The sequence below is a fragment of the Undibacterium parvum genome, from assembly GCF_003955735.1.
GTDB classification, from domain to species: domain Bacteria; phylum Pseudomonadota; class Gammaproteobacteria; order Burkholderiales; family Burkholderiaceae_D; genus Undibacterium; species Undibacterium parvum.
Genome location: NZ_CP034464.1, coordinates 3,438,588 through 3,457,774 on the forward strand (window position 1 = coordinate 3,438,588; position 19,187 = coordinate 3,457,774).

Genomic DNA, 19,187 nt, shown 5'->3' on the forward strand with positions numbered 1-19,187 from the left:
TCGTGCGCTTTTCGTCTATTTGGCAGGGATACCCCCTGCCAGTATGTGTTTTATTCTTAGATAAGCTTAGATAACTTGAGTCTGGTGCTCGTCACCGGCACGGGCGCGGATGCTGCCGATGTTGTAGACCGTTTCGCCGGCGGCAGTCAATTGCGCCATTGCCGCTTCAGCGATGTCAGCTGCTACGATCACGACCATGCCGATACCGCAGTTGAAGACGCGGTGCATTTCTGCATCGGCCACGCCGCCGTGTTGTTGCAGCCATTTAAACAGTGGCGGCATATCCCAGGCAGCGCTATTGAGGATCGCAGTCAATTTGTCGCCCAATACGCGAGGTACGTTTTCGACCAGACCGCCACCGGTGATGTGCGCCATGCCCTTGACTTCCAGGCTAGCCATCAGAGCCAGCAAAGGCTTGACGTAAATACGGGTAGGGGCGATCAAGGCATCTGCCAGACTGCGGCCATGGAAATCGGCGTTCAGGTCTGGTTTTGCGACCTCGATAATTTTGCGTACCAAAGAGAAGCCATTCGAGTGGATGCCGGAAGAGGCTAAACCAAGAATAACGTCGCCGGGAGCGATTTTGCTGCCGTCGATGATTTTTGATTTTTCTACTGCGCCGACTGCAAAACCGGCCAAATCGTATTCGCCTTCAGGATACATGGAAGGCATTTCAGCGGTTTCGCCACCGATCAAGGCGCAACCAGCTTGTTCGCAACCAAAGGCAACGCCCTTGATGACGTCAGTGGCAGTGGCCACATCGAGTTTGCCGCAAGCGAAATAATCGAGGAAGAACAGGGGTTCTGCACCTTGCACCAGAATATCATTGACGCTCATGGCGACCAGATCGATACCCACGGTGTCGTGACGGTTCAGGTGGAAAGCCAATTTCAGTTTAGTGCCGACACCATCGGTGCCTGAGACCAAAACCGGTTCTTTGTATTTTTTGCTGATTTCAAACATGGCGCCGAAACCGCCGATGCCGGCCATGACGCCTTCGCGCATCGTGCGTTTGGCGTAAGGTTTAATGGCATCAACTAGCGCATCGCCAGCTACCATATCGACACCTGCGTCGGCGTAGGAAAGAGAGACAGCGGTAGTTGCAGGCGTAGTAGCCGAAGTAGAAGTACTCATGATTTTCGTCAGTAGAGGGCGTGAGGCGGTAAAATAGCGGAATTGCCAGAAAATAGACCAGCAAAACCGCTATTTTAACAAATCGACTCAGGATTCACCTAGTTTTTAGGTTTTTCTCTGTTTTGCTTTGTCTGGAGACGCAAATTGCGGCAAGCTTACACTTATAGGTTTGTCTATTTTTTTGTTAAAGCCAGAGCTTATTTTTATTTATCGGCCGCGCTGTCAACACAGCGTTCGCTCAATTTGCGGGAACTTTTTATTTAGTCATGAGGCAAATGCTATTGGATTTGGATGCGGAACAACCGCCATCCCTAGAGAGCTTTGTGGTTGGGCAGAATGCGGAGTTGGCACAACTATTGAGTCTGTTTTTTGCCCGTACCGGAAGTCAGTACGGTGAGCGTTTTGTGTATTTGTGGGGTGCTGCGGGCGCGGGTAAGACGCATTTGCTACATGCTTTAGCCGAGAGTGAAAACGCGCGCTATATCGCACCGGATGCGCCGGAAAGCGAGTTTGTACATGATCCGGCGATTAGCCTGTATCTGCTCGATGATTGCGAGCGGCTCTCGGCTGCGGCGCAGATCGATGCTTTTGCGCTGTTTAACGAGATTCGGGCGCATGGCGGTTTTTTGGTGGCGGCCGGCAATCATCCGCCTATGATACTTAATGTGCGCGAAGACTTGCGTACCCGCTTCGGCTGGGGCTTGATTTATCAGGTGCATGAGTTGACCGACGAGGATAAAATTGATGCTTTGGAACGTTCTGCGCAAGCACGCGGTATATCAATTTCGCCTGGCGTGTTACCCTATCTGATTACCCATTATCGGCGTGATATGAGCTCACTGACCGAGATGCTCGATCAGTTGGATCACTATTCTTTAGAAACCAAGCGTCCGATTACTCTGCCTTTGCTGCGTGAAGTACTCAATCAGCTATATCAGCAGCAACAGCAAAGCCTGAACGCTGAAACAAACGCTGAACCGAACGCGGAGCAGTGAACAGTGATAACGAACTTATTTAGATTGACTTATTTAAATTGACTTATTTAGATTAACTTACCTGGATTGAAATTTCATGCGCAATATCGCTTTATTCGATCTTGATCACACTTTAATTCCCATCGATTCGGATTACGAATGGGGACAGTTTTTGACGCGCATAGGTGCGGTCGATGCCGAGGTGTTTGCCCGTCGCAATGCCGATTTTTTTGCACAGTATCAGGCCGGTACTATCGACCCGGTAGAATATCTGGAGTTTGCGCTCGGTACGCTGGCGCAATTTCCGCGTGAGCAGCTCGATCAATGGCATGCCAAATTCATGCAAGAAGTGATTCAGCCGGCGCTCTTGCCTAGTGCCTTAGATTTGATCGAGAAGCATCAGGATCAGGGCGACCTGATCGTCATCATTACCGCCACCAATCGCTTCGTGACCGAGCCGATTGCGACTGCCTTTGGGGTGGAGCATCTGATTGCGGCCGAACCTGAGCGTGATGTCGATGGCAAAATCACCGGCAAACTATTAGGCGTGCCGACCTCGGGCGCTGGCAAGGTGCATCATCTGCAAGCCTGGTTGGCAGGGCAGGGCAAGCAACTGAGCGACTTCCCGGTCAGTTATTTTTACAGCGATTCACAAAACGATATTCCCTTGTTGTCTATCGTCACGCACCCGGTCGCCACCAATCCAAATGCTCTACTTAGCGCCCATGCCCAAACTCAGGGCTGGCCTACTCTTCACTTATTCAACGAGCAATGATAAAAAAATTTATACGCAAAATACTCGGCGTTAAGAGTTCTGCAGATGAGGCCGCTGGCAATCGCAAGCCTAAAGTGCTGAGCGCCAAAGAACACGGTATCGATCCCAAATTGCTATCCTCAAATGCCATCCGGGTCACTTCAACGCTACAAGAAAACGGCTTTAAGGCCTTTGTGGTTGGCGGTGCGGTGCGCGATTTATTATTGGGCGTCAAACCCAAGGATTTCGATATCGCCACCAATGCCACGCCTGAGCAAGTCAAGCGCTTATTCCGACGTGCCTTCATTATCGGGCGTAGGTTTCAGATCGTGCATGTGATGTTCGGTCAGGATTTACTCGAGGTCACCACCTTCCGTGGCCCCGCCACCGAAGCAGCGCCCAAGGATGAACATGGCCGCGTGTTGCGCGACAATACCTTCGGCGAGCAGCACGAAGATGCGGTTCGACGTGATTTCACCATCAATGCCATGTACTACGATCCGGCCAGCCAGACTGTGCTCGATTATCACGGCGGGATTGCCGATATCCGCAAAAAAACTCTGCGCATCATCGGTGTGCCGGAAGCGCGTTATCGCGAAGATCCGGTGCGCATGCTGCGCGTGGTGCGCTTTGCCGCCAAGCTGCAATTTACTATCGATGCGGCCACCAGCGCGCCGATCGCGGTGATGGCGCCCTTGATCAATAACGTCCCTAGTGCGCGCGTGTTTGATGAGATGCTTAAATTATTGATGAGCGGCCATGCGATGGCATGTCTGCAGCAATTACGCAAAGCCGGTTTGCATCATGGTTTGATGCCTTTGCTCGACGTGGTGTTAGAGCAACCCATGGGCGAGAAGTTCGTCACTCTGGCTTTGGCCAGCACGGACGAGCGCATACAGCAAGGCAAGCCAGTCTCGCCCGGTTTCTTGTTTGCCTCTTTGCTGTGGCATCAGGTATTGGAAAAATGGAATGCGTATATCGCTGCCGGTGAGTTCTCGATACCGGCGCTGCATCTGGCGGCCGACGATGTACTCAATGCCCAAACCGATGCGCTGGCGCTGCAACGCAAGATAGGCTCGGACATGCGCGACATCTGGGCCATGCAGCCACGCTTTGAAAAACGCGTCGGTAAAACGCCGTATAAATTATTAGAAAACACGCGCTTGCGGGCCGGTTATGATTTCCTGTTACTGCGCTGCGCTTCCGGCGAAGTCGAAGCCGAAATCGGCGAGTGGTGGACCGCGTTTATCAATGGTGATGAAGTCGCCCGCGAAGAATTGCTCACGGCTAAACCAAAAGCTGCAGCTGGTGCGGCCAAAAAGCGCAAACCACGCCGTGCTCCCGCCAGCAAACCGCGCGCGGCTGTTGCTGCTGATGAGTAAGATGCAGGTCGCCGCATTCATAGGCATAGGTGCCAATCTGGGCGATGCGCAGGCCAGCGTGCAGCAAGCGATACAGCGTCTGGCGCAATTGCCAGAAACCATCTTGAAGGCGCAATCGAGTTTGTTTTTGAGTGCGCCGGTCGATGCACTAGGTGACGATTATGTGAATGCGGTGATTGAGCTGAGCACAGCGCTGAGCGCGCTCGATTTACTGCACGCCTTGCAAGAGCTTGAGTTGGCGTTTGGGCGCGAACGTCCGTATCGGAATGCGCCGCGTACTCTGGATCTGGATCTGCTGTTGTATGCCGATCAAAGCATACACACTGAAGAGTTGACGCTGCCGCATCCGCGCATGACGGAGCGGGCTTTTGTCTTGCTGCCGCTGTTGCAGCTAGATCCTTTTATCCGCATACCGGGTAAAGGGGCGGCGCATCAATTTGCCCCTGGTGTCGCCGATCAGGCAATCCGTAAGCTGGCTTAATCGACTGCAAATTTAATTGGTTTGTTTCGGATACTCCCTGATAGTATGACCATGTTTTAGCTAAAGCCGCTTATCTGGTATGCGCAAATGGCGATCTGATTCATATACTCCCGTATTTAGTCTTATCGCTATGGTGTTGCAAAGCTAGTGTTGCAAACGTAGTGTGAGCGTCAGATTTATTCACGTCGTAGCTAGCAGCGCGCGCATCAGCTAGCTGTTGCAAGTGCGGGACTAGCGTATCGGTTACACTCACTGCAGCCTGGCGCAACTTAAAATTTTACAAGTGGCATTGAGCCTGTTAGTCTTCGTGCCGTTTGCAAAATTTTACATTGATCAGCCGTTTAAAATAGTTGATGTCTGGGCTGGTTTGTGTCTGATAGGCGCGCTGTATTTTATATTCAGAAGTTAGGGCAAGACCGGGGCATTTTTCTGCGCAGCCATTAAAATTACCTGCGCAGCGCTATCTTAATTGTAGAAATTGTGGAGAAAATCGTGGCTGAATATTTACAAGATCGTAAGGCAGTAAGCCTCCCTGGCTTGATCGCTCAGCGTGGCCAGGGCAATAAAATTACTATGCTCACTTGCTACGATGCCAGCTTCGCGGCATTGATGGATAGGTGCGGGGTAGAGATCCTGCTGGTCGGTGATTCACTGGGCATGGTTAGCCAGGGACATAGCTCGACCTTGCCGGTGACGGTGGCCGAGATCGCCTACCATACGGCGAGTGTGGCACGCGGCAACAAGAGCGCCTTGCTAGTGGCCGATATGCCGTTTGGCAGTTATGGCACGCCAGAAGCGGCCTTTAATAACGCGGTAACTTTGATGCAAGCCGGCGCCCAGATGGTCAAGCTGGAAGGCGGAGCATGGCTTGCGCCCACCATACAATTTTTAACCGAGCGGGCGATACCGGTGTGCGCCCATTTGGGTCTGACACCACAATCGGTGCATCAGCTAGGCGGTTATAAAGTACAGGGCAAAACTGCCGAAGCGGCCGAATTACTTAAAAAAGATGCTTTGATCTTGCAGGCCGCCGGTGCCACGCTGCTGGTGCTGGAGGCGATCCCCTCAGTGCTGGGTAAGCAAGTCACCGACCTGCTACTGATTCCCACCATAGGCATAGGCGCTGGCCCGGATTGCTCAGGCCAAGTGCTGGTCATGCACGATTTGCTGGGCGTGTTCCCGGGTCGCAAAGCCAAGTTCGTAAAAAACTTCATGGAAGGGCATAGCAGTATCGATGCTGCCGTGCTGGCCTATGTTGCAGCCGTTAAAGACTTGTCCTTTCCGGCGCCTGAACATTGCTTTTGAGCCTAATTATTTTCCTCCACCTAGCGATCTCTTGAGCCGCTTATGAGTCACCCATGAGTCGCCCATGAGTATCTCTGCAGCGGTGGCGGATGCCTTTGCTTTGCTATTTTCTGGTGACCCAGAGCTGTGGCAAATCGTCTGGGTTTCGCTCAAGACCTCCGTGCTCGGTTTGGCGCTGGCGACCGTGCCTGCGCTGCTGGCGGGTTATTTGATCGCCAGCTCGCAGTTTCGCGGACGCCGGGTGCTGATCTGGCTGGTGCAGGCGGCGCTCTCGCTACCGACCGTCTTGATAGGCTTGCTGCTGTATTTGCTGCTTAGCCGTCAGGGCGCTTTCGGCTCCTTGCACTGGTTATTTTCTCAGTCCGGCATCATCTTAGGCCAAGCTTTAATCGCCATGCCAGTCTTGATCGCGCTCACTTTAAGCGCGGTGCAGGCGGCTGATCCACGGCTGGCCGAGACCGCGATCACACTAGGTGCCAGACCCTGGCAAGTGATGCTCACGGTCATGCACGAAGTGCGCTTTGGCGTCATGGCCGCCTTGATTTATGGCTTTGGGCGGGTCATTTCTGAAGTCGGTTGCGCCATGATGGTAGGCGGGAATATCGCCGGCCAAACCCGTACCATCACCACCGCGATTGCACTAGAAACCAGCAAGGGTGAATTCGCTCAGGGCATCGCATTAGGCGTCGTCCTGATTGCGCTGGCGCTACTGCTCAACGCCGCGCTGTTATTGCTGCAAGGCGATACACCTCACTATGGGCGGCGGCGATGAGCATACTGCTACAGCTACATGGCCTGCGTAAGCGCTGCGGCACGCAATCGCAACAAAGCCCGGCGCGTGAATGGCTGCTCGACATCGCTAGCCTGACGATAGAAACCCAGAGCGCCTACGTACTGACCGGCATCAATGGCGCGGGCAAAAGCACTTTGCTACGCATACTCAGTGGCCTCGATCAAGCGCAGATACAGCAGGCGCAGTTCCGTGGTGCAGCGATAAACTGGGCGGCCTACCCGCGCGTGTTGCGCGATAGCATAGTTTATGTGCATCAGCACCCCATCATGTTTGCCGATACGGTAGCTGGCAATATCGTGTATGGCTTGAAGCTGCGCGGCATCCCGCTAGCGCAACAAAAAATCGCCCTGCAACAAGCGCTAGACTGGGCTGGCATCGCACATCTGCGCGAGCAGCTGGCCACTACCTTGTCTGGTGGCGAGAAGCAAAGAGTCGCGCTGGCCAGAGCCAAAGTGCTGCGTCCGGCTTTATTGCTACTCGATGAGCCGACCTCAAATCTCGACGGCGAAGCGCGCGAGCAAGTGATTGCCTTGATACCGGATTTAATCCAAGAAGGCAGCAGCGTCATCATGGTCTGCCACGACAGAGACCTGATCGCCTTACCGGGAGTGCACAGGCTCAAGCTGCGCGACGGCAAACTGGAAAACCGTTAAGTTCTAAACCGTCGAGTTCTAAAGTTCAGCTTCGGCCGCATGGCAGCAAACGCAAAGCTTGTTGCCATCAGGATCGCGGAAATACGCGCCGTAATATGTGGCATGATACTGCGGCCGCAAACCCGGCTCACCTTCACAGACACCGCCATTTTCTAATGCCAGCGCATGGCAAAGCCTGACCGTTTTTCTATCGGCGGCAAGCAGGGCAATCATCTGGCCGTTACCCGGCGTACTAGCTTGGCCATTAAAGGCGTGGCCGATGACAAACAGCGGCCGTGGCGCATCGCGTGCCACCCAGCCAGCCCAGGGTTTTTCGGCATCGCAGAATTTCAGACTGAGATCAAGACTTTGTAAGATCGGAGTATAAAAAGCCAAAGCACGTTGGAAATCCGTGATGCCGATAAAGACGTGAGAAATCATAGGGTGGGTCGCGGTATCAAAATTTGGATTCTAATTGGCGTCATCAATGGCACAGCAATTTTTAAGCCACCGCGCCAACACGCATATTCTATGCGGGTTTCGAGGCGATGTGCTTGAAGACGCGCATGGAATATGCGCGGTGGGCGGGGGTGGTTTTTAGGAAATTAGATTGCGGCGAGATTTAGATGCCGCGTTTTTCCGGGCTGTATACGGCGCGATATTTGAGGGGCATTGCGCCTTGCCGTATTGAGGTTTAACGTAGAGCTAACCGGCGCTGCGCGGCTTTATCGCGCAGCGTCCAGCGACCGAAGGGAGCGAGGTTGAGCGCCATGTTATACGGCACCCTTCAACCGCGCCAACTCTTGAGGCGTAAGTATCGATGGGACTACCCGTGGCGAACCTGATGCATTGAACAGCTGAGAGTCTTTGTACCGACCACTGATGCGCGTCGTGACAAAGATCCAGATAAAGCGGGCTATGACTCCTATAAGGCCGCGCTGCTTTGGTTTCGTCTCACCCAGCGCGGTGTCCGTATTCAAGATTGCAATCTTCGTTCCGAAGTCCCTATCCATCTGGGCATGATCAAGGGACACATGAATCAATCCAATGAATGAAACTTTTGGGTCGGCCATCGTGTTGCCGATGGGGGTGTTGCAGCATGACGCATACCAACGAACCATGCCTTTCTCGCTGAGGCGCACCGCCGAAAGTCGATCTTCTCCCTGCAAGAAGCGGAGGCGCGGTTGCGCCACTTGGACAATCTCAGTTCCGCCTTGCTTGTCCAGCACTTCAGCAGTTCTGCCTAGAAAACCCGCGAACGCGCGACAGTCTGTGCAATAACAGATGACTCGATTGTGGACTCCTGTGCCGTCCAGTTGGCCGCGGACTGTGCCGCACTTGCATTGAATTGGATGCATCTTCGTCATTACTCCTTGGATAACCGCAGGGTGTTTTGTGCCGTATAACGTGTTTTAATTTTCATTTTGCAAAGATAACCGACAAGAAAAAAATAGCGGATCGGTTTCTATCTTCGGGAAAGCCTTATGGCGTCTAGCTCAAATCGTATATGCCCTGAAAATAGATGGAATAAACAAATCGACAAAACGTTCACTTTGACTAATTGCATCATGCTAACACAATTGGTTATGTAGAAACTTTTTTTAACTCGCTAAAGCGTAATTGGCTTGATCTATTACGTCTTAGGTAATTTCAAAACATGCAGGGCCACCGCGCATATTCCATGCGCTTCTTCAAGCACATAGGCCTGCGAGCCGCATGGGATATGCGTGTTGGCGGCATGCTGTTTTTGGTTGGCTGCGGCTTGGTCTTGTTGGTATTCTTGTCGTTGTTGTGCGATTGCCGACCGGGGGTAGCCCGGTAGCTACTTCCTTTCTTTGCTTCGCCAAAGAAACGGAAGCAAAGAAAGGCGACGCAAAGTCGCTGCCCTGCGGGATACCCAATTGTGCAGGTCGTAAAATGGGAAAAGTTCGAAACTCGCTACGCTCAAACACGAACCTTTCTGATCCATTTTCCGCCCCGCACAATCGGCAGCGCCACATGCGAATTCGATTCAAAAGCAGAGTCAAAAGCAGATTCAAAACCTAGGTCAAAACCCAGATCAAAAGCAGCACCGGATTGCCGTATTTTGATGTGCTTGAGCATTGCGTGTGTTGAGAGATGGAGGTCGCACGACGGATGTGTTGACCTTCGCTTTCCGCATGTGGCGCTGCCGCTTGTGCATGGCAGAAAATGGATTAGAAAGGTTCGTGTTTGAGCGTAGCGAGTTTCGAACTTTTCCCATTTTTTGACCTGCACAGGCGGGAACCCGCAGGGCAGCGACTTTGCGTCGCCTTCTTTTGCTTCCGTTTCTTGGCGAAGCAAGAAAAGGGAGTAGCCGCCGGTCTACCACCGGCCAGCAATCTCACAACAATGACAGAAAAATAAACAAGACCAAGCCACAGCAAACCAAAACCGCATGCCGCCAGCATGCATATTCCATGCGGCTCGCAGGCCGGCATGCTTGAAGAAGCGCATGGGCTATGCGCCGTGGCTGTGCGGACTGGCGGCAAATAGAATTCCATTCGGCGCAGCATGCGTACGATTACGCTACGCTAATCGTACCTACGCGGGCTTACGGAGACGCGCAAGTCGCACTACGGATGTGTTGACTTTCGCTTTTCGCATGTGGCGCTGCCGCTTGTGCGGGGCAGAAAATGGATTAGAAAGGTTCGTGTTTGAGCGTAGCGAGTTTCGAACTTTTCCCATTTTTTGACCTGCACAGGCGGGAACCCGCAGGGCAGCGACTTTGCGTCGCCTTCTTTTGCTTCCGTTTCTTGGCGAAGCAAGAAAAGGGAGTAGCCGCCGGTCTACCACCGGCCAGCAATCGCCCAGCAACGACAGAAGTACAAACAAGACCAAGCAATAGCAAACCAAAAACAGCATGCCGCCAGCACGCATATTCCATGCGGGTTTCAAAGCAATGTGCTTGGAGAAGCGCATGGGCTATGCGCCGTGGCTGTGCGGACTGGCGCAAATAGAATTCCATTCGGCGCAGCATGCGTACGATTACGCTGCGCTAATCGTACCTACGCGGGCTTACGGAGACGCGCAAGCCGCACTACGGATGTGTTGACTTTCGCTTTCCGCATGTGGCGCTGCCGCTTGTGCATGGCAGAAAATGGATTAGAAAGGTTCGTGTTTGAGCGTAGCGAGTTTCGAACTTTTCCCATTTTTTGACCTGCACAGGCGGGAACCCGCAGGGCAGCGACTTTGCGTCGCCTTCTTTTGCTTCCGTTTCTTGGCGAAGCAAGAAAAGGGAGTAGCCGCCGGTCTACCACCGGCCTGCAATCGCACAACAACGACCGAAATAAAAACAAGAGCAGAACAACAGCACGCAAAAACAGCATGTCGCCAACACGCATATTCCATGCGCCTCACAGCCCGGCATACCTGAAGAAGCGCATGGAATATGCGCGTTGGCAGGGGCAGCTTAAATACCTTCGGACAAAGCGAACAGCCTGCGATTACGCGTTGCTAATCGCAGCTGCCGAACTGAATGTGTGCCATTACGCCTTAGCGCGTAAACCTTTTAAGCGCGATTGGCAATAGTACAAACCATTGCAGATAGCCAGCGAACACCATCATTATCCAGGTGGGGACAAGATCGCCGAAAGGATGGTAGGGCAGGCCATGGTTGGTGTAAAGCCATGTCATTGAGATACCGACCACGGCACCGAATGGCAGTCCCAGCGGGAAAGTCAGCGCGACCAGGCAATAGGTGAAAATGACAGGCGTGCCGGGAATTTGCTGTTGGACGTAGGCAAAAATTAAGACTGCGCTGCAGACTGTCAGCCAAGACATTGCGGCAGTGCGTCCTAACTTTGATAGCGGAAGGATGTTCATGGCAAGTCTCAGGCCTTCATAGGTAAAATTTGGTAGGCGCAATCGACTACCCGCTGCCTTAGCAGCGACTTAGTCTTGATAGCGCGCCAGGCTGCGTTCCAGATGTGGTGCCAGCATGTCTGGCGAACTGATAGACATACCCAGTTCACTCAATAAACCGTCTTGCAGGCCGTAGACCCAGCCATGCACGGTCAGGGGCTGACCGCGTTCCCAGGCATCCTGGACTATCGTGGTCTGCGACAGATTCACTACCTGCTCGATGACATTGAGTTCGCACAGTCGGTCTGAGCGTTGCTTAAGGGGCAGTACCTCGCCCAGATAACGTTCGTGTTTCTGATGGACATCCTGCACATGGCGCAGCCAATTGTCGGCCAGGCCGACGCGGCGGCCCGTCATCGCGGCGTGTACACCGGAGCAGCCATAGTGACCGCAGACGATGATGTGTTTGACGTTCAGTACATCAATCGCAAACTGTAATACCGACAGGCAGTTCAGGTCAGAATGCACCACCACGTTGGCGATATTTCTGTGGACGAAAAGTTCGCCCGGCAATAAGCCCAATAATTCATTAGCAGGAACGCGGCTGTCCGAGCAGCCTATCCACAGGTATTCGGGATTTTGTTGCGAAGCGAGTGTTTTAAAGAAGTCGGCATCTTTGGCGCTAATGGCTGCCGCCCATTTTCTATTGTTTTCAAATAATTGCTGAGGTGTAAGACCGCTGCTGCTAGGTAAAGTCATGGTGTTCGTCCTCTAGTGTCTATTATTTTCAACAGGCGTGATTCTAACCTGTATGCCTTGCTTATGCTGCACTACAGCAAAGTCGGCGCGCAAAAAAACGCCTAGCGATACAGCTGCTAGGCAGTGGATTTAATAGTGTTTTAAAATTGATTGCTTGGCTGTCAGTCTTCGTTCAGCTTAAAGCCAGCCTTAAACCCAGCCGGATGAAAGTGTTAGCGATAGCTGTTCTTGCTGTCGTCGCTGGTGTCGGCCATCATGGCTTTTTTCAAACCGTTATCGACCGGTTTTTCTCCCAGCCAGATGCGCAAAATCGCGTTGTAGAAAGCCACATCCTGGAACGGCTCGCCCATCTGCTTACCATTTAAGGACATCACGGTGCCGACTCCAGGCAGCCAATCGCAGATCAGGACGTCGCCTTTTTTTAATTCAGGGACGGAGGCAAACATTTCTCCAAAGCGTACAAATTGTGCGATCAGTTTGGCTTTCTCGGCTTTTTCTGTGTTTTGTTGGATGCCGGTGACGAAGCCACGCCCGAAATCCTCATTGCTCAAACCGCGCAACATCACCAGGCTGACGCGCTTAGGTCCGGCTAATGCCAAAATTTCCGGGACTGTGGTTTTCTTTTCCTTCAGATACAGGCCAGCGACATAGACCTTGAAGATGGCTTTGTAGCGTATTCCTGCGCCATTGAGTTTTAATTCTGTGTTGGCGAGCGGTAGGCTATCTTCGAGTTTGACCCCCGCCACCTCGGCGCTACTAGCATGACCGCTCAGACTCGCGCTGAAGGTTAAAATTGCCGCTAGCAGGTAGCGTTTCCCGGTATTTAAGATCATGCCTAATTCCATTTCCTAGTATTAAAATCAAGACCCCTGGCTATTCCTCGCCCGTCATTTAAATTAGAGGCTGAGGTCTAAATGCGCAGTATACCTAAATTTCCTTGTCGGCTGGCAAGATCATCTTGTGTGGCTTTTTCTATCACCTCAATTCCCTTCAGATCTGTGCATTGACTAGGCTGAGGCCGCTTTTTTCGCTTCTATCGAATAATCCTTGTTCTGGTGCTTAGCTCTCACCGATTCAGTGCGGCACAGCGGCTGCACATGATAAACGCACCGTGTTGGCAAAATAATTAGTCATGAAGGCATTAAAACTGGGCAGGCGAGCGTGGCATCAATTTTGCTAACTAGGCTAGGGAAGTCGCAGTCCTCACCCTTTTTGCCTTTTTTTCTTTTTTCATCTAGGAGAATTTATGTCACGTCGCATGATTTTGAAGGCTAGCGCATTAGGCGCTATGACACTCGTTGCCAACGTTTGGATGTCTCAGGCGATGGCTGCCGATACGATTAAGGTTGGTATCTTGCACTCACTCTCCGGCACCATGGCGATCTCGGAAACGTCCTTGAAAGACGTGGCCTTGATGACGATCGCCGAGATCAATGCCAAGGGCGGCGTGATGGGCAAACAGCTAGAACCTGTCATCGTTGATCCAGCGTCCAACTGGCCTTTGTTTGCAGAAAAAGCGCGTCAACTGATCTCGCAAGATAAGGTGGCGGTGGTGTTTGGTTGCTGGACTTCGGTCTCGCGCAAATCGACACTACCGGTATTTAAGGAACTCAATAGCCTGCTGTTTTACCCGGTGCAATATGAAGGTGAAGAGCTGGAGAAAAATGTGTTCTACACCGGTGCCGCACCGAACCAGCAAGCGATACCAGCGACCGAATATCTGATGAGTAAAGAAGGCGGCGCGGCCAAGCGTTTTGTCTTGCTCGGCACCGATTATGTGTATCCGCGCACTACCAATAAAATCCTGCGCGCTTACCTCAAATCAAAAGGCGTGAAAGACACCGACATCGACGAGGTCTACACCCCATTCGGTCATTCTGATTACCAGACCATCGTCGCGAATATCAAGAAATTTTCGGCCGGCGGCAAGACTGCAGTGATCTCTACCATTAATGGTGATTCGAATGTGCCGTTCTACAAAGAGCTCGGCAATGCCGGATTGAAAGCCACCGATGTTCCTGTGGTTGCCTTCTCGGTCGGTGAAGAAGAATTGCGCGGCGTTGATACCAAGCCTTTGCTCGGTCATCTGGCAGCCTGGAATTATTTCCAGTCGGTAAAAAATCCTGCGAATGATGAGTTCATCAAAAAATGGAAAGCCTACGCAGTGGCGCAAAAATTGCCGAACGCCAGCACGGTCGTTACTAACGACCCTATGGAAGCGACCTATGTCGGTATCAATATGTGGAAGCAAGCGGTAGAGAAAGCCAAATCTACCGATACCGATAAAGTAATTGCGGCAATGGCAGGGCAGACTTTTAAGTCGCCATCCGGTTTTACGCTGACCATGGATGCCACCAATCATCACCTGCATAAGCCGGTCATGATAGGTGAGATCAAAGGTGACGGTCAGTTCAGTGTGGTCTACAAAACCAAAGCGCCGATCCGTGCGCAGCCTTGGAGCCCGTATATCGCCGGTAACGAAGGCAAGCAGAAGCTGTAGTTTTTACCAAGCGCAGCGACATAAGCTCCCCTCGCCCGCTTGCGGGAGAGGGGCTGGGGGTGAGGGCGGTAGAGCAACGCACTTTCTCAAGTAATTTCAAGCCGCAATAATTCCTGGAACTCTAGCATTTTAATAATCTGAATCGCCCTCACCCCAACCTTCTCCCGCTAGCGGGAGAGGGAGCTTGAGTCCGGCTTAGATAGTACTTACGCAAAACCGCCCCAGCGTCGTTGCATCCGCCTTGCCGTACTAGAGTACTGTCTTCGGCGGTGCGCCTAGCTGGAGCAATTTTGCGTAAGTCCTATTAGATTGATTTGGAATGCTTAAAAAAAGGAGGGCGGCGAAAACCCAACGACAGCAATATGCGTCTATCCAACAAATTTTATATAGCTTTCCTACTTTGCACCCATGCGCTTAGTGCAATTGCCGCTATCGATGCGGCATTACTCAAGCCGCTGACGGGCGACGATCCGGATGCGCGCATAGCGGCGGTAGCCAAGATTGCGGCACTCGCCAGCCCCGAGGCGCAGCAGGTCTTGAACGCCTTAAAAAACGATAGCGCCTACAGCACGCCGGACGGCGAGTTCCTGATTGTGGCCGACGGTAAAGCTTTTCATCCGCTTAACGGCCAGATTAGCGAGACACCCGATGGTATTGATGGCGTGACCGTGAATAACCGTTTGCGCGCCGTCGTCGATGGCGCCTTGTCAGGGTTTAAATTACTCTCGCCCGAGCGCACGGTGCGCCTTAGCGCCGCGCTGGAATTGCAAAAAAGCGCAGCCATAGAACAAATTCCACTGATAGAAATCGCCATCGCCAAGGAGCAGGATGACGAGATACTGGCGATACTGAAAATGGTGATGGCAAGCGCCAATCTGCAGTCGCCCGATGCGGCGATACGCAGGCAAGCCGCGCATGCCCTGGCGCAAACCCGCAACGCTAGCCTCAAGCCAGTATTGCAAGCAATGCTAGAAAAGTCGGCGGATGGTCTTTACGCAGAGCCGGATGAAGCGGTGCGCCGCGAAGTAGCGGCAACCCTAAAAGCGCTCGACAGTCATCTGGCGCTGACCGAATTTGTCGGCAATCTGGTGTATGGTATTTCTCTCGGTAGCGTGCTGCTACTGGCGGCTCTTGGTCTGGCGATTACCTTCGGCCTGATGGGCATCATCAACATGGCGCATGGCGAATTACTGATGATAGGTGCCTACACCACGTATGTAGTGCAGATGCTGTTTCGCAGCTATTTGCCGGCCGCGCTTGATGCCTATTTGATCGTGGCCTTGCCGGCTGCTTTTATTGTCGCGGCAGCGGTTGGCATCGCACTTGAGCGCACGGTGATACGCTGGTTGTATGGACGCCCGCTCGAGACTTTGCTGGCTACCTGGGGCATCAGCCTGATGTTGATGCAAACGGTGCGTAGCATTTTTGGCGCTCAAAACGTCGAGGTCGCCAATCCTTCCTGGATGTCGGGTGGCGTGACGGTGCTGGGTTCCCTGGTGCTGTCCTACAACCGCATCGTCATCGTATTTTTTTCCTTGTTGGTGGTGTTGGCGGTGTGGCTGATCCTGAATAAAACCCGGCTCGGCCTTTTTGTACGGGCGGTGATGCAAAACCGTCGTATGGCCGATTGCGTCGGGGTCTCCACTGCCAAGGTCGACATGATGACCTTCGGCCTGGGCTCAGGGATTGCCGGTCTGGGTGGCGTTGCCTTGTCGCAGTTGGGTAATGTTGGGCCAGATCTGGGACAAAGCTATATCGTCGATTCTTTTATGGTGGTGGTGCTGGGCGGGGTAGGGCAGTTGGCCGGCACCGTGATTGCCGCGTTTGGTTTGGGCGAAGTGAATAAGTTCCTGGAGCCGTTTGCCGGTGCCGTGATGGGTAAAATTTTTATCCTGATTTTTATCATTATTTTTATCCAGCGCCGCCCGCAAGGCCTGTTCGCATTGAAAGGCAGGAGCGTCGAATGAATACCATCGCCATGAATAAGCTAGTGAAGCATCAGCCTTTGTTTGCCCGCCCGGTCTGGACGGCGATTATGGTCTGCAGCGTGATTGCCGCCTTACTGCCGCTACTTAATCTGAGTTTCCCCGACGGCCATGCGCTGCATGTATCTAGCTATATGCTGGGTCTGGTGGCCAAGTTCATGTGCTATGCACTGGCAGCGATGGCGCTCGATCTGGTGTGGGGTTATACCGGTATTTTATCCTTAGGGCATGGGGTATTTTTCGCCTTGGGCGCGTATGCGCACGGCATGTATCTGATGCGTGCGATAGGCCGCGATGGCGTGTATCAAAGTCATTTGCCCGATTTTATGGTGTTTCTCGACTGGAAAACTTATCCATGGTATTGGGCCATGACCGACAACTTCTGGTATTGCATGGCGCTGGTGGTCCTGGTGCCGGGCGTGCTGGCATTTGTGTTTGGCTATTTTGCGTTTCGCTCGCGTATCAAAGGTGTGTATTTTTCTATCATCACGCAGGCCATGACGTTTGCCTTTATGTTGCTGTTTTTCCGCAATGACACTGGCTTTGGTGGTAACAACGGGTTTACTGATTTCAAGCGGATACTTGGGTATAGCGTGACAGCGCCAGGCACCAAGGCGGTTCTGTATCTGATTACCCTCAGCACATTGTTAGCTGCCCTGATTTTGTGCCGCAGTATCGTCAACTCTAAACTGGGGCGTGTCTTGCAGGCGGTGCGTGATTCCGAATCGCGCCTGATGTTTATCGGTTACGACCCCTTGTGGTTTAAGCTGTTTGTCTGGACTTTATCTGCGGTCTTGTGCGGCATCGCCGGTGCGCTGTATGCGCCGCAAGTGGGCATCATCAATCCGTCTGAAATGTCGCCCGCCAATTCTATTGAGATGGTGATCTGGGCTGCGGTCGGTGGCCGCGGTACTTTGCTCGGCCCCATCGTCGGCGCGTTTACCGTCAATGGTCTAAAGAGTTGGTTTACCGCCGCCTTCCCGGATTTATGGCTGTTTGCGCTAGGCCTGCTGTTTATTCTGGTGACCCTGTTCATGCAAGAGGGCATCTTAGGTTTGCTGAAAAAAATGAAAAAATTCAAAAAACTTAAACAAACACCGGAGGCGCTATGAGCAAAGTACTCAAATCTGGCGAAACCTATCTGAGTGAAGAGCCGGGTAGCCGCGCTGATTACGGCGTCAATTATGGCCGCGTCAAGAGTGCCGGGGTCGATACCACGCATGGGGCTATTCTGTATCTGGACGATATTACCGTGTCCTTCGATGGCTTCAAGGCCTTGAATAAACTCACGCTGGATATCTCGGTCGGTGAATTGCGTTGCATCATAGGCCCGAACGGTGCGGGTAAGACCACCATGATGGATGTCATTACCGGCAAGACCAAAGCGAGTTCTGGCAGCGCATTTTTTGGTCAGACTATTGATCTGGCCAAGATGAACGAGGTGCAGATTGCGCATGCCGGTATCGGCCGCAAGTTTCAACGCCCCACCGTGTTTGAGCAGCATAGCGTGTTTGAAAATCTGGAACTGGCGATGAAGATGGATAAGCGCGTCAAGCCCAGCCTGTTCTTCAGACTCACTTCTGAGCAGGGCGGCAAAATAGAAGAAATCTTGAAGCTGATACGCCTGAACGGGCAAGAGGCGCGCGCGGCCGGTTTGCTCTCGCACGGGCAGAAGCAATGGCTGGAGATAGGCATGCTCTTGATGCAGGAGCCAGAATTAATTTTGCTCGATGAGCCGGTGGCCGGTATGTCGGACGCCGAAACCGCCCGCACCGCCGAACTGCTCAACGAATTGCGCGGCAAGCATTCGATCATGGTGGTGGAGCACGACATGGGTTTTGTCACCGAAATCGCGCGGCAAGGCAAGGTCTCGGTGCTGCATGAAGGCTCTGTATTGTCCGAGGGGACAATGCAGCAAGTGCAAAACGACGAACGTGTCATCGAAGTGTATTTGGGGCGCTAAATGTTAGAAGTGGAACAACTGAATCAATATTACGGCTCCTCGCATACCTTGCGCGGGATTTCGCTGACGGTTAAAAAAGGCGAGTGCCTCACTTTGCTGGGACGCAATGGGGTCGGCAAAACCACGCTGCTCAAATGCATGATGGGCGTGCTGCCGCTCAGTAGTGGATCGGTGAAGTTGGAGGGCCGTGACATCAGCAAATTAAGGCCGCATGAACGCGCCAGATTAGGCATTGCCTACGTACCGCAGGGGCGTGAGATTTTTGCCCGCCTGACGGTAGAAGAAAATCTGTTGATGGGGATGGCGACCAAATCAGCCCGGCAAGCATCGCATATCAAGGGCGACATCTATGAATTGTTTCCGGTGCTGAAAGAAATGCTGCAGCGGCGCGGCGGCGACTTGTCCGGCGGTCAGCAGCAACAACTGGCGATCGCTCGGGCCTTGCTGGCCGAGCCCAAGCTGATCATTTTTGATGAGCCTACCGAGGGCATACAACCGTCCATCATCAAGGATATAGCCCGGGTGATACGCCTGCTGCGCGAACGCGGTGACATGGGCATTATCCTGTGCGAACAATATTTTGATTTCGCCCGCGAACTGGCCGATAAGTTTGTGGTGCTGTCGCGTGGGGAAGTGGTGGCGTCTGGCACGCAAGCGGCGATGGACGGCGCAGACGTAAAACGTCACCTGGCGGTATAGCCAT

The 19,187-nt window shown here is 52.8% G+C and carries 18 protein-coding genes and 2 pseudogenes; 13 read left to right on the top strand and 7 right to left on the bottom strand.

Annotated features, from left to right (window positions below):
* Positions 1–66: 66 nt before the first annotated feature.
* Entirely contained in the window at positions 67–1,134 is a 1,068-nt protein-coding gene (gene purM / locus EJN92_RS15030) for a phosphoribosylformylglycinamidine cyclo-ligase (protein ID WP_126128570.1), read from the bottom strand.
* Positions 1,135–1,400: 266 nt separating this feature from the next.
* Here purM and hda point away from each other — a divergent pair, with 266 nt between their 5' ends.
* The 8 genes and pseudogenes from hda to EJN92_RS15070 all read left to right on the top strand — a co-directional run.
* Positions 1,401–2,129 (top strand): DnaA regulatory inactivator Hda, encoded by a 729-nt coding sequence (hda, locus tag EJN92_RS15035; protein WP_126128571.1) that lies wholly within the window; start codon positions 1,401–1,403, stop codon positions 2,127–2,129.
* Between the two features lie 76 nt (positions 2,130–2,205).
* Complete coding sequence (locus EJN92_RS15040; protein WP_126128572.1) at positions 2,206–2,883, top strand: histidinol-phosphatase; 678 nt, start codon at positions 2,206–2,208, stop codon at positions 2,881–2,883.
* Positions 2,880–4,244, top strand: coding sequence for a polynucleotide adenylyltransferase PcnB (pcnB, locus tag EJN92_RS15045; RefSeq protein WP_126128573.1), 1,365 nt, complete (start codon positions 2,880–2,882; stop codon positions 4,242–4,244). Before EJN92_RS15040 ends, pcnB begins: the two co-directional genes overlap by 4 nt.
* On the top strand, positions 4,237–4,725 hold the full coding sequence (folK, locus tag EJN92_RS15050; protein WP_126128574.1) for a 2-amino-4-hydroxy-6-hydroxymethyldihydropteridine diphosphokinase: 489 nt from the start codon (positions 4,237–4,239) through the stop codon (positions 4,723–4,725). Before pcnB ends, folK begins: the two co-directional genes overlap by 8 nt.
* Before the next feature lie 235 nt (positions 4,726–4,960).
* Positions 4,961–5,134: pseudogene (locus tag EJN92_RS15055) on the top strand (DMT family protein); the annotation flags it as partial.
* A gap of 83 nt (positions 5,135–5,217) precedes the next feature.
* Positions 5,218–6,030 (top strand): 3-methyl-2-oxobutanoate hydroxymethyltransferase, encoded by an 813-nt coding sequence (gene panB, locus EJN92_RS15060; RefSeq protein WP_126128575.1) that lies wholly within the window; start codon positions 5,218–5,220, stop codon positions 6,028–6,030.
* 64 nt (positions 6,031–6,094) lie between these two features.
* Entirely contained in the window at positions 6,095–6,802 is a 708-nt protein-coding gene (locus tag EJN92_RS15065; RefSeq protein WP_126128576.1) for an ABC transporter permease, read from the top strand.
* A 77-nt stretch (positions 6,803–6,879) separates the two neighbouring features.
* A pseudogene (locus EJN92_RS15070) lies at positions 6,880–7,476 on the top strand (ABC transporter ATP-binding protein); the annotation flags it as partial.
* 18 nt (positions 7,477–7,494) lie between these two features.
* Here EJN92_RS15070 and EJN92_RS15075 read toward each other — a convergent pair.
* The 6 genes from EJN92_RS15075 to EJN92_RS15095 all read right to left on the bottom strand — a co-directional run bounded on the left by EJN92_RS15075 (position 7,495) and on the right by EJN92_RS15095 (position 12,869).
* Complete coding sequence (locus tag EJN92_RS15075) at positions 7,495–7,896, bottom strand: VOC family protein (RefSeq protein WP_126128578.1); 402 nt, start codon at positions 7,894–7,896, stop codon at positions 7,495–7,497.
* Positions 7,897–8,228: 332 nt separating this feature from the next.
* Positions 8,229–8,822 carry a DUF6151 family protein gene (locus EJN92_RS15080; RefSeq protein ID WP_126128579.1) on the bottom strand — a complete coding sequence of 198 codons (594 nt, stop codon included), beginning with the start codon at positions 8,820–8,822 and terminating at the stop codon, positions 8,229–8,231.
* A 577-nt stretch (positions 8,823–9,399) separates the two neighbouring features.
* Positions 9,400–9,558: a hypothetical protein gene (locus tag EJN92_RS21605; RefSeq protein WP_170174907.1), complete on the bottom strand. Its 159-nt coding sequence runs from the start codon at positions 9,556–9,558 to the stop codon at positions 9,400–9,402.
* A gap of 1,410 nt (positions 9,559–10,968) precedes the next feature.
* A complete protein-coding gene (locus tag EJN92_RS15085) occupies positions 10,969–11,298 on the bottom strand; it encodes a hypothetical protein (RefSeq protein ID WP_126128580.1) in 330 nt (109 codons plus the stop codon).
* A gap of 69 nt (positions 11,299–11,367) precedes the next feature.
* Positions 11,368–12,036 carry a carbonate dehydratase gene (can, locus tag EJN92_RS15090; RefSeq protein WP_126128581.1) on the bottom strand — a complete coding sequence of 223 codons (669 nt, stop codon included), beginning with the start codon at positions 12,034–12,036 and terminating at the stop codon, positions 11,368–11,370.
* 212 nt (positions 12,037–12,248) lie between these two features.
* On the bottom strand, positions 12,249–12,869 hold the full coding sequence (locus EJN92_RS15095) for a chalcone isomerase family protein (RefSeq protein WP_126128582.1): 621 nt from the start codon (positions 12,867–12,869) through the stop codon (positions 12,249–12,251).
* A 413-nt stretch (positions 12,870–13,282) separates the two neighbouring features.
* Between EJN92_RS15095 and urtA the strand changes: the two genes are divergently transcribed.
* From urtA to urtE, 5 genes are all read left to right on the top strand, one after another.
* The gene (urtA, locus tag EJN92_RS15100) at positions 13,283–14,536 is read left to right on the top strand and encodes an urea ABC transporter substrate-binding protein (protein WP_126128583.1); all 1,254 of its coding nucleotides are present in this window, start codon (positions 13,283–13,285) and stop codon (positions 14,534–14,536) included.
* 362 nt (positions 14,537–14,898) lie between these two features.
* A complete protein-coding gene (gene urtB, locus EJN92_RS15105) occupies positions 14,899–16,503 on the top strand; it encodes an urea ABC transporter permease subunit UrtB (RefSeq protein WP_126128584.1) in 1,605 nt (534 codons plus the stop codon).
* A complete protein-coding gene (gene urtC / locus EJN92_RS15110) occupies positions 16,500–17,633 on the top strand; it encodes an urea ABC transporter permease subunit UrtC (protein WP_407701523.1) in 1,134 nt (377 codons plus the stop codon). The genes urtB and urtC overlap by 4 nt, the downstream gene beginning before the upstream one ends.
* Positions 17,630–18,484, top strand: a complete 855-nt coding sequence (gene urtD / locus EJN92_RS15115; protein ID WP_126128585.1) for an urea ABC transporter ATP-binding protein UrtD — start codon at positions 17,630–17,632, stop codon at positions 18,482–18,484. Before urtC ends, urtD begins: the two co-directional genes overlap by 4 nt.
* Positions 18,485–19,183, top strand: coding sequence for an urea ABC transporter ATP-binding subunit UrtE (gene urtE, locus EJN92_RS15120; protein WP_126128586.1), 699 nt, complete (start codon positions 18,485–18,487; stop codon positions 19,181–19,183).
* Positions 19,184–19,187: the final 4 nt, after the last annotated feature.